The sequence below is a fragment of the Bartonella koehlerae C-29 genome (assembly GCF_000706625.1).
Classification (GTDB): domain Bacteria; phylum Pseudomonadota; class Alphaproteobacteria; order Rhizobiales; family Rhizobiaceae; genus Bartonella; species Bartonella koehlerae.
In genome coordinates this window covers 286973-298808 of record NZ_KL407334.1, presented here as the reverse complement: position 1 = coordinate 298808, position 11836 = coordinate 286973, and the positions used below count along the sequence as shown (strand labels likewise).

General features: G+C 38.7%; 7 protein-coding genes. All 7 read left to right on the top strand.

Annotated features, from left to right (window positions below; translation table 11 throughout):
• Positions 1 to 9: 9 nt before the first annotated feature.
• Positions 10 to 1188 (top strand): cell division protein ZapE, encoded by a 1179-nt coding sequence (zapE, locus tag O9A_RS01365; protein WP_034458049.1) that lies wholly within the window; start codon positions 10 to 12, stop codon positions 1186 to 1188.
• A gap of 295 nt (positions 1189 to 1483) precedes the next feature.
• Complete coding sequence (gene mdh / locus O9A_RS01360) at positions 1484 to 2449, top strand: malate dehydrogenase (RefSeq protein ID WP_034458047.1); 966 nt, start codon at positions 1484 to 1486, stop codon at positions 2447 to 2449.
• A 90-nt stretch (positions 2450 to 2539) separates the two neighbouring features.
• On the top strand, positions 2540 to 3736 hold the full coding sequence (gene sucC / locus O9A_RS01355; RefSeq protein ID WP_034458044.1) for an ADP-forming succinate--CoA ligase subunit beta: 1197 nt from the start codon (positions 2540 to 2542) through the stop codon (positions 3734 to 3736).
• Positions 3737 to 3739: 3 nt separating this feature from the next.
• Positions 3740 to 4642 carry a succinate--CoA ligase subunit alpha gene (sucD, locus tag O9A_RS01350; protein ID WP_034458042.1) on the top strand — a complete coding sequence of 301 codons (903 nt, stop codon included), beginning with the start codon at positions 3740 to 3742 and terminating at the stop codon, positions 4640 to 4642.
• Between the two features lie 157 nt (positions 4643 to 4799).
• Entirely contained in the window at positions 4800 to 7799 is a 3000-nt protein-coding gene (locus O9A_RS01345) for a 2-oxoglutarate dehydrogenase E1 component (RefSeq protein ID WP_034458040.1), read from the top strand.
• 30 nt (positions 7800 to 7829) lie between these two features.
• Positions 7830 to 9050 carry a 2-oxoglutarate dehydrogenase complex dihydrolipoyllysine-residue succinyltransferase gene (odhB, locus tag O9A_RS01340; RefSeq protein ID WP_034458038.1) on the top strand — a complete coding sequence of 407 codons (1221 nt, stop codon included), beginning with the start codon at positions 7830 to 7832 and terminating at the stop codon, positions 9048 to 9050.
• Positions 9051 to 9082: 32 nt separating this feature from the next.
• A complete protein-coding gene (gene lpdA / locus O9A_RS01335) occupies positions 9083 to 10489 on the top strand; it encodes a dihydrolipoyl dehydrogenase (protein ID WP_034458035.1) in 1407 nt (468 codons plus the stop codon).
• Positions 10490 to 11836: the final 1347 nt, after the last annotated feature.

The window sequence follows — 11836 nt, the reverse complement described above, 5'->3', positions numbered from 1 at the left end:
GTTGTTTAGATGATTTTGGTCTCAACACGCTATCAAGAGTTAATATCCAAAGGAAAAATCAGTTTTGACCCGGCTCAATTGGTTTTAACAGAGCATTTTGATCATTTATTACAAAATATTGCGAAACAAAACATTTCTCGGCCTTGGTGGGCATTCTGGCATTTTTTAAAGAGAACAAAACAAAGCTCTGTTGCAAAACAAAAGAATGTTGATCGTCTCTTTCAAGGATTGTATATTTATGGTGAAGTAGGACGAGGCAAAACCATGCTGATGGATTTGTTCTTTTCTTGTTTGCCACAGAAGCGTAAAAAGCGTGCCCATTTTAATGACTTTATGGCAGATGTGCATGAGCGCATTAATATTTATCGTCAAGCATCAAAAGATGAAAAAACTGGACAAAAGAACCCTATTTTAGCCGTTGCTGAAGATCTTGCAGAAGCACAGATCCTTTGTTTTGATGAATTTAGCGTAACAGATATTGCTGATGCCATGGTACTGGGACGTCTTATCTCTGCCTTATTTGATAAAGGGATTTTCTTTGTTGCAACTTCAAATGTTGCTCCCGATAATCTTTATTATAACGGTTTAAATCGAGAGCTCTTTTTGCCTTTTATCCAAGCTTTGAAAGCACATGTTCGTGTTATCAATCTTGATGCAAAAACAGATTATCGTCTTGAAAAGTCAAATCTCCAACAGGCGTATATAACACCACTGGGGCTAGAAGCAAATCAATCTATGGATCAGGCGTGGATGTCGGTCCTGAAAGGACAAAAAGAAACATCTGATGAATTCTCCATAAGAGGGCGCGTTATTCATATTCTACGCTCTGGTGCTGGTTGTGCACGCTTTGATTATCAAGATTTATGTGCAAAACCTTTCGCAGCAGCTGAGTATTTAGCGTTAGGGGAACGGTATCATACGATTTTTGTCGATAATGTACCGGTGATGGATGATACATGTCGCAATGAAACAAAACGCTTTATTTTGCTTATTGATGTTCTTTATGAACGCCATATAAGATTGTTTATGTCAGCGGCAACAGGATTTGATGATTTATATCAAGGGCATGCGCAAACGTTTGAAACATTTGAATTTCAGAGAACACAATCGCGTCTTTTCGAGATGCAAAGTCAGGATTATTTGAAAATTTGGGCAGAACGTTTTTTTGAAGGAGAGCGGTTAAATTAATACTTTTTACTTTTACGTAAACTGTAAAAACTATAACTCTTTGAATTTAAAAGAAGTGTAACAATTCTATTGTATTTTTTTAAAATTCGCTTTATCGATACACCATAGCAGTTTTCTCATTGCCTTTATTTGTGGAGGACTTTTTTTTATGAGAAGAGGGAGAAAGAACGTTGATAAATCTATGATCTTTTTCCTCTTGATGATAGTGTTGAAAAAATGGCTAAAATCAAAAAAGCGTTCAGTATCCCGGTATTGGTGATTATACGCTGAATTATCTAACGTTAGGAAAAATAAAATGGCACGAAAGAAAATAGCTCTTATTGGTTCGGGTATGATTGGGGGTACGTTAGCACACATAATTGGACTTAAAGAACTTGGTGACGTTGTCTTATTTGATATTGCAGAAGGTATACCACAAGGTAAAGCTCTTGATATTGCCGAATCTTCACCAATTGGTGGTTTTGATGTCAGTTTAACCGGTGCTAATTCTTATGAAGTGATTGAAGGTGCCGATGTTGTTATTGTAACAGCGGGTGTTGCACGAAAACCTGGTATGAATCGTGATGACCTTTTAGGCATTAATTTAAGGGTAATGGAACAAGTTGGTGCGGGGATTAAAAAATACGCATCTTCAGCATTCATTATTTGTATTACAAATCCTCTTGATGCAATGGTATGGGCCTTGCAAAGATTTTCAGGTCTTCCAACACAAAAAGTGGTTGGTATGGCTGGTATTCTTGATTCAGCGCGGTTTCGCCATTTTTTATCAGAGGAATTTAAGGTCTCTATTAAAGATGTTACAGCGTTCGTTTTAGGAGGACACGGTGATTCAATGGTGCCTTTGGTGCGTTATTCAACAGTTGGTGGTATTTCTCTACCTGATCTTGTGAAAATGGGCTGGACGACACAAAAAAAAATTGATCAAATTATTCAACGTACCCGTGATGGTGGTGCAGAAATTGTTAGTTTGTTAAAAACAGGCTCTGCTTTTTATGCGCCAGCGGCTTCTGCTGTTTCTATGGCTGAAGCTTATTTGAAAGACACCAAGCGTGTTGTTCCTGTCGCAACCTATCTTTCAGGGCAATATGGAGTCAAAGATACCTATGTTGGTGTTCCGGTTGTAATTGGTGCCGGTGGTGTTGAGCGAGTGATAGAGATCGATCTTGATAAAGAGGAAAGAAGTGCTTTTGAAAAATCAGTGAGTGCAGTGCAAAAACTTTGTGAAGCTTGTATCGCTATTGCACCAGAGCTTAAGAACTGAGCGAAACTCTGTTCATTAAAACAGAATATTTAAAAATGTTATGACAATTCAAAGATTAATGTAAGATCCATAAAAGAAAAGGACAAGCGAATGAATATCCATGAATATCAGGCCAAACGTCTGCTTCATGAATATGGAGCACCAATTGCAAATGGTGTTGCTGTTTATTCTGTAGAGCAAGCTGAAAAGTGGGCAAAAAAATTGCCTGGACCACTCTATGTGGTTAAAAGTCAGATTCACGCTGGTGGTCGTGGTAAAGGAAAATTTAAAGAATTAGATCTTGATGCAAAAGGTGGTGTTAGACTTGCAAAATCTGTTGAAGAGGTCGTTGCCAATGTGAAAGAGATGCTTGGTAAAACTTTGGTCACCAAGCAAACGGGGACAGAGGGCAAGCAGGTCAATCGCCTTTATATTGAAGATGGTGCTGATATCGATCGGGAGCTTTATCTATCACTTTTGGTTGATCGTAGTGTTGGTCGAGTAGCTTTTGTTGTTTCGACAGAAGGGGGAATGGATATTGAAACAGTGGCTGAAGAAACACCAGAAAAAATATTCACTCTACCCATTGATTTTGCCCAAGGTGTTACTTCTTCTGTTTGTACAAGGCTTTGTAATGCATTGGAATTACATGATAGTGCACGAGAAGATGGTGAAAAACTTTTCCCAATTCTCTATAAAGCTTTTTGTGAAAAAAATATGAGCCTTCTTGAAATCAATCCGCTTATTGTTATGAAAAATGGTCATTTGCGTGTTCTTGATGCAAAAGTTTCTTTTGATAATAATGCCCTGTTTCGTCATCCAGACATTTTAGAATTGCGCGACACTTCGGAAGAAGATCCAAAAGAGATTGAAGCATCAAGGCATGATCTTTCTTATGTTGCTCTTGAGGGCACTATTGGTTGTATGGTCAATGGTGCAGGTCTTGCTATGGCAACAATGGATATCATTAAGCTTTATGGAGCTGAACCAGCAAATTTCCTTGATGTTGGTGGTGGAGCTTCAAAAGAAAAGGTAACTGCTGCTTTTAAGATTATCACTGCTGATCCAAATGTTAAGGGCATTTTGGTTAATATTTTTGGTGGAATTATGCGTTGTGATGTCATTGCTGAGGGTGTGGTTGCTGCTGTTCGGGAAGTTGGTTTAAAGGTTCCTTTGGTTGTTCGTCTTGAAGGCACGAATGTTGAGCAGGGGAAAACTATTATCAGTGATAGTGGTCTGAACGTTATTCCTGCTGATGATTTAGATGATGCTGCTCAAAAAATTGTTGCAGCTGTGAAGGGAGCTTAAGTTATGTCAATTCTTGTGAATAAAGATACAAAAGTTCTCGTTCAGGGGATTACAGGAAAAACAGGGACCTTTCATACAGAACAGGCGCTTGCTTATCATGGCACCCAAATGGTTGGTGGTGTTAATCCTAAAAAGGGTGGAGAGACATGGGAAGGTTCAAAAGGTGAAACTCTTCCTATTTTTGCCAGTGTTGCGGAAGGAAAAGAAAAAACAGATGCAGATGCTTCCGTTATTTATGTTCCTCCTGCAGGGGCAGCGGCAGCTATTATAGAGGCTCTTGATGCTGAGATCCGTTTAATTATTTGTATTACGGAAGGCATTCCTGTTATGGACATGGTAAGAGTAAAGGCGAGATTAGAAAAATCAAAATCACGTCTCATTGGCCCTAATTGTCCTGGTATTCTCACACCAAGTGAATGTAAAATCGGTATTATGCCCGGTTCTATTTTTAGAAAAGGCTCTGTTGGGGTTGTCTCACGGTCGGGAACTTTGACTTATGAAGCCGTCTTTCAAACTAGTCATGAAGGTCTTGGACAGACAACAGCTATTGGTATTGGTGGCGATCCAGTTAAGGGCACTGAGTTTATTGATGTGTTGGAAATGTTTTTAGCAGATGATGAAACTCAATCTATTGTTATGATTGGTGAGATTGGTGGTTCTGCCGAAGAAGAAGCGGCACAGTTTCTCCAAGATGAGGCAAAAAAAGGTCGTAAAAAGCCGGTGGTTGGTTTTATTGCTGGTCGTACAGCTCCTCCAGGACGCACAATGGGGCATGCGGGTGCTGTTATTTCTGGTGGAAAAGGTGGTGCAGAAGATAAAATCGCAGCAATGGAATCAGCCGGGATTAAAGTTTCTCCTTCACCCTCACAGATAGGAAAGACCTTGATGTCGGTTTTGAAGGGATAAAAGAAAACGTTATTTGAATAAGCAAACATTTTCAGATGAAGTATTGAATATAAAAAAGGTAGAACTTTTTTATATTTTCTAATCCTCATTTGCTTTATAAGCATTTAAAGGTTGCAAAAGAATATAAGGAGACGGAATAGATTTTCCGGAGAGATAGATGGCAAGGCAGGACGAAATAAATAGTCTTTTTGCGCAAACGTCGTTTCTGTATGGTGGAAATGCCGATTATATAGATCAACTTTATGCCGAATATGAAAAAGATCCGACCAGTGTAGATTCACAGTGGCGTATTTTTTTTGAAAACCTTCAGGATAAAAAAGAAGATGTTCTCAAAAATGCTAAAGGTGCAACGTGGCAACATGATCATTGGCCATTAAAGGCAAATGATGAGTTAGTTTCTGCTCTCGATGGTGATTGGTTTGTTCTTGAGAAGCATGTTGGTGATAAATTAAAAGAAAAAGCAGCAGCTGGTGCTGTGCAAAAAGGAAAAATCTCTAGCGAACAAGATATTATTCGAGCAACGCGTGATTCTATTCATGCGCTTATGATGATTCGCGCTTTTCGAACACGAGGGCATCTTCGTGCACGACTCGATCCTCTTCAGTTGGCAGAAAAAATTGAAGATTATAAAGAACTTTCTCCAGAAGCTTACGGTTTTACTCCTGCTGATTATGAGCGTCCAATTTTTATTGATAATGTTTTAGGATTAGAATACGCAACGATTCCACAGATGCTTGAGATCCTCAATCGTACTTATTGTTCAACAATTGGTATAGAGTATATGCATATTTCTGATCCTGTTCAAAAGGCATGGCTTCAAAAGCGTATTGAAGGGCCAAATAATCACATTGCTTTTACACAAAAAGATAAGAAAGAGATTCTTAATAAACTTATTGAAGCGGAAGGATTCGAGCAGTTTTTAGATACCAAATATAAAGGAACAAAGCGTTTTGGGATTGATGGTGGTGAAGCGCTGATTCCTGCTCTTGAGGAAATTATTAAATGCGGTAGTTTTTTGGGTGTGCAAGAAGTTGTTTTAGGAATGGCCCATCGTGGTCGTTTAAACGTTCTTTCTCAAGTTCTTGCAAAACCACATAGGGCTATTTTTCATGAATTTAAAGGAGGATCTTATAAGCCCGATGATGTAGAGGGATCGGGTGATGTCAAATATCATTTGGGAACTTCAGCTGATCTTGAATTTGATGGTAAAAAAGTTCATTTATCGCTTTTGGCTAATCCATCTCATCTTGAGATTGTTGATCCTGTTGTTATTGGAAAGGCGCGTGCTAAACAAGATCAACTTTTTGGACCTACACGCACTGATATACTGCCATTAAGTGAACGTTCAAAGGTTTTGCCGTTGCTTATTCATGGTGATGCTGCTTTTGCAGGACAAGGTGTTATTCAAGAAACTTTTGGTCTTTCTGGTCTAAAAGGTTATCGCGTTGCGGGTTCACTTCATTTCATTATCAATAATCAGATTGGTTTTACAACAAGTCCACGCTTTTCACGTTCTTCACCTTATCCATCAGATGTCGCAAAAATGATTGATGCACCGATTTTTCATGTTAATGGTGATGATCCTGAAGCAGTCATCTTTGTTGCAAAAGTAGCGACAGAGTTTCGTCAAACTTTCCATAAACCGGTGGTAATTGATATGTTCTGTTATCGTCGTTATGGGCACAATGAAGGTGATGAGCCTTCTTTTACACAGCCGCTTATGTATAAGGCTATCCGTAATCACAAAACGACTCTTCAGCTTTATGGTGATCAGTTGATAGCAGAAGGGGTGGTTACTGCAGAAGAGATTGAACAACAAAAGAAATTATGGCGTGATAAACTTGAAGTTGAACTTGAAGCAAGTATTTCTTATAAGCCAAATAAAGCTGATTGGCTTGATGGTAGCTGGACGGGTCTTAAAGCTTCCAATAATGTTGATGAGCAACATAATGGTACGACGTGGGTTGATTTAAAAACTTTAAAGGAAATTGGTGAAAAACTCGTCAAAATACCAGCAGATTTTCATGTTCATAAAACAATTCAACGTTTTTTAAACAATCGTGCTAAAATTTTTGAAACTGGTGAAGGAGTGGATTGGGCAACGGCTGAAGCATTGGCTTTTGGTTCGCTCTGCTTAGAAGGATCACCAGTTCGTCTTTCTGGTGAGGATGTAGAACGTGGAACTTTTTCACAACGTCATTCAGTTCTTTACGACCAAGAAAATGAAGCGCGTTATATCCCTTTAAATAATTTACAAAAAGGGCAGGCGCTTTATGAAGTGGTCAATTCTATGCTTTCTGAAGAAGCTGTTCTTGGTTTCGAATACGGATATTCTCTTGCTGAACCACGGGGATTAACGCTTTGGGAAGCACAATTTGGTGATTTTTCTAATGGTGCACAGGTCATTTTTGACCAATTTATTTCATCTGCAGAGCGCAAGTGGCTTCGTATGTCTGGTCTTGTTTGTTTGTTACCTCATGGTTTTGAAGGACAAGGACCGGAGCATTCTTCGGCACGTTTGGAACGTTTTCTGCAACTTTGTGCGGAAGATAATATGCAGGTTGCTAATTGTACGACCCCCGCAAATTATTTTCATATTTTGCGTCGACAGATTAAGCGTGATTTTCGTAAGCCATTAATTTTGATGACACCAAAATCGCTTTTACGTCATAAACGGGCGATTTCTTTCCTCAATGAAATGGGACCAGAGACATGTTTTCATCGTTTATTGCTTGATGATGCAGAAGTTCTCAAAAATTCTGTGGTTAAATTGCAAAAAGATAACAAAATTCGCCGCATTGTTCTTTGTACAGGAAAGGTTTATTACGACCTTTATGAAGAGCGTGAAAAGAGGAGAATTGATGATGTGTATTTATTGCGCGTTGAACAGCTTTATCCTTTTCCAGCCAAAGCTTTGGTGGAAGTATTGTCTCGCTTCTTACAAGCAGAGGTTATTTGGTGCCAAGAAGAGCCAAAAAACATGGGAGCGTGGTCGTTTATTGAGCCTTATTTGGAATGGGTTTTGACGCATATTAATGCCCAATATTCACGTGCACGTTATGCTGGACGTTCTGCAAGTGCTTCACCAGCTACTGGATTGATGGTACAACATGTTGAACAGCTTGCCGCGTTTCTTGAAGACGCGTTAGGTGCTTAATTTAATTACTCTGATGTATGGAAAAATATTATGACTACTGAAATCCGTGTTCCTACTTTAGGCGAATCAGTTACTGAGGCGACAGTTGGTAAGTGGTTTAAAAAGCTTGGTGAAGCTGTGGCTGTGGATGAACTCTTGGTTGAATTAGAAACTGATAAGGTAACCGTTGAGGTTCCTTCACCTGTTGCGGGAAAATTATCTGAAATCATCGCAAAAGAAGGTGATACGGTTGAAGTGAAAGCTGTGTTAGGATTAGTGGAAGCTGGAGCAGCTGGTGTTTCGCAATCATTTTCACCTTCTGCTACGCCTATTCCAGAAGCGCCATCTGTATTGAAGCAGTCTTCTTCCAGTGATGTAATGCCAAAAAATACAATGCCTCCATCTCCTTCAGCAGCAAAATTGATGGCTGAAAATAATATTGCAAAAAGCGATATTTCAGGTTCTGGAAAACGCGGACAAGTCCTCAAAGAAGATGTTCTTGGTGTCTTAGAACAAGGAATAAAAGCACCATCTTCTTCTACAGCTCCCTCTTCGGCTGCTCCCGTTCAAGAAATGCATGAAGAGCGGGTTCGTATGACAAAATTGCGTCAAACAATTGCGCGCCGTCTTAAAGATGCACAAAATACAGCAGCAATGTTAACCACATTTAATGAGGTTGATATGTCGACTGTGATGGATTTGCGCAAGCGTTATAAGGATCTTTTTGAAAAGAAACATGGTGTTAAACTCGGCTTTATGGGATTTTTTACTAAGGCTGTTTGTCATGCATTAAAAGAACTTCCTGCTGTTAATGCAGAAATTGATGGAACGGATATTGTTTATAAAAATTATGTCAATGTTGGAATTGCTGTTGGAACGAATAAAGGGCTTGTCGTTCCGGTGGTGCGTAATGCAGATCAGATGTCGTTGGCAGAGATTGAAAAGCAAATTGGTCTTTTGGGGCATCTTGCTCGTGATGGAAAATTAGCGGTTTCTGATATGCAAGGTGGAACTTTTACCATTACCAATGGGGGTGTTTATGGTTCGTTAATGTCGACGCCAATTTTGAATGCACCACAGTCCGGTATTTTGGGAATGCATGCGATTAGAGAACGAGCAATGGTTGTTGGCGGACAAATAGTAATTCGCCCCATGATGTATTTGGCGCTTTCGTATGATCACCGTATTGTAGATGGACAAGAGGCTGTGACTTTTCTTGTGCGTGTTAAGGAAAGTTTAGAAGATCCTGAACGGCTTGTTCTTGATTTGTAAAAGTACAGTTTTCAGGATGAAAGGAAAAACAGATGTCTTATGATGTGGTTGTGATCGGAGCAGGTCCAGGTGGCTATGTAGCAGCAATCAAAGCAGCACAGTTGGGGCTTAAAACTGTGATTATTGAAAAACGCATGACACTAGGTGGCACATGTCTCAATGTTGGCTGTATTCCTTCTAAAGCGTTGTTGCATGCTTCAGAAGTATTTGCTGAAACACAACATGGGTTTGAAACACTTGGTATTTCTATTGAAAAATCTAAGCTTAACCTTGAACAAATGATGATGCATAAAAAAGCTGTTGTTACTGCAAATACAAGTGGTGTTTCTTTTTTAATGAAAAAGAATAAAATTGACACTTTTTTGGGTACAGCCAGAATTTTAAGTTCAGGTCATGTGGAAGTCGTTGCAAGGGATGGTAACAAACAAACGATTGAAACAAAGAATATTGTTATTGCTACTGGTTCAGAGAGTTCAGGCATTCCGGGTGTGAATGTTGAAATTGATGAAAAGATTATTGTATCCTCTACAGGAGCACTTGCTCTTGAAAAAGTTCCAACACGTATGGTTGTTGTGGGCGCTGGTGTTATTGGTTCAGAACTTAGTTCGGTTTGGAGCCGTTTAGGAGCTAAAGTTACCATTATTGAATATCTTAATAAAGTTTTAGGATCAATGGATGATGAAATTTCACGGCAATTCCAAAAATTGATGGAAAAACAAGGAATTGAATGTAAAACTGGTAAAAAGGTAACAGCTATTACGCAATCTGGTTCAGCTGCTCAAGTAACTTTTGAGGCTGTTAAGGGTGGAACTTCTGAAACTCTAGAAGCTGATGTGGTGCTTATTGCTACTGGACGTTCTCCATATACAGAAGGACTTGGTTTGGAAGAGGTAGGCGTTCAGTTGGATGAACGAGGGTTTATTGCAATCGATGCGCATTGGCAGACAAATATTCCAGGAATTTATGCGATTGGTGATGTTGTTAAAGGACCAATGTTGGCCCATAAGGCAGAAGAAGAAGGTGTTGCTGTTGCAGAAATTTTGGCGGGTCAAAAAGGACATGTTAATTTTGATGTTATTCCTAGTGTTGTTTACACACAGCCGGAGATTGCCAGTGTAGGCAAGACAGAAGAAGAACTTAAAGCAGCCGGTATTGATTATAATGTCGGAAAATTTCCTTTGATGGCCAATGGTCGTGCGCGTGCCATGCAAAAGAGTGATGGATTGGTTAAAATTCTTGCTGATAAAAAGACAGATCGGATTTTGGGCGGACATATTCTTGGGTTTGGTGCTGGTGAAATGATCCACGAAATTGCAGTTTTAATGGAATTTGGTGGTTCATCAGAAGATCTGGGACGTTGTTGCCATGCGCATCCTACCTTATCAGAGGCAGTACGCGAAGCAGCGTTGGCGACATTTGCTAAACCTCTTCATATCTAGCTTCTATGAATTTTTGTTAAAACTTGAAAGTGGGAGTGGAGGGTTGGTAGCATTCCATTTGTGAAAAAAGGCACATTACTACAGGAAACTCCTAAATTTAAGAGTGAGAATCGGTAAAGAGTTGGCATTTAAGGTAAACTTCTAATATTTGCATGAGGGCAAAAATTTTCCCAAGTGTGTTTTTTTGAAGGTGTTTATTCTGTTTTAAAAATGTACCCTCAAGGATGAATATTTCCTTTTCTCCTCAGGTAAGAGATAGTGTCATTTTTCAAAAGTTATGAGTTCTCGTTGTTTGAAAAGGACCTTACATTTCGGTTTTGAAAGTGTTCGCAAAAGGCATTGTGGTGGATTATGATGGTTAACTTTGTAGGGATTGATACGATCCTTGCTCAAACTTACCCTGCGTTATAATATTCTAAGATCATCATGAAAGAAAAATATTGGCAAAAAGCAAGCCAAAATTGGGCTTAGAAGCTTCATACTGTGGTGAATGGTTTGGGCTAAGCTTTACATTTTCTTCTTACTCTGGTGATTGGAATGATATTATCTAAATATCTCAAGCTCAGTTTTTTGAAGGAGATCAAAGTATAAAAATTATTGCTGCTAAAAATTATGTTTCAAAGCACAAAGAAAATGAGTGAAGAAAAAACAACATCCCTGTTTTTCTGCTTTCCTCAACTAAGAAAATACTGTGGTGCAATAATGATATTTTTGTAGAGATTGCCATTTTATCGAGGGCTTATTTAACAAAATCAAAGGTTCCAAACGTGTATTTCTGCGAGTTGATAAAAAATTTTTTTCTTTTATATGGTTCTTAATCTTTGTTTCAATTGTTAGAAAGTGAACTGCATAGAATGAGAAAAGATTTTTAAGAATTTATGTGATACTTCTTGAAGAAGCATTAAGAATGCTTTTTGTTTTTGCGAGTTGATATGTTGTAATATTTTACCCTGCAATTTGCTGCAATAAAACCACCCCCGATTCCAGAAAAAAGAAATCATTGCGAGAAAGCAGGCGCGCCTGTTCCAATTTTTTTGAGCTTCTAATGATAAAAGTACACGAAATTTTATTGTAGCATCACACCTTACCTTTCATATTCTCAATAGGAAATGTCTATATAGCGCTGTCAATCTGTTTTTACAAGTATGACGCCAAGGATTTGTACGAGCACTTGTAAAGATAGGAAGACGCAAAGCCAGTTGTGTTATGCTTGTTGTTTTGCAAAATGTTTTATAAAAAGCCGGGATATTTCTCCAATTTGTGGCTGGTCTATTAGTGGTTTTATAAAGTTGTTTTTTAGTAAAGTCTGTGCTTTTTCTGTTAACTATAAATCAACATCTAAATCTA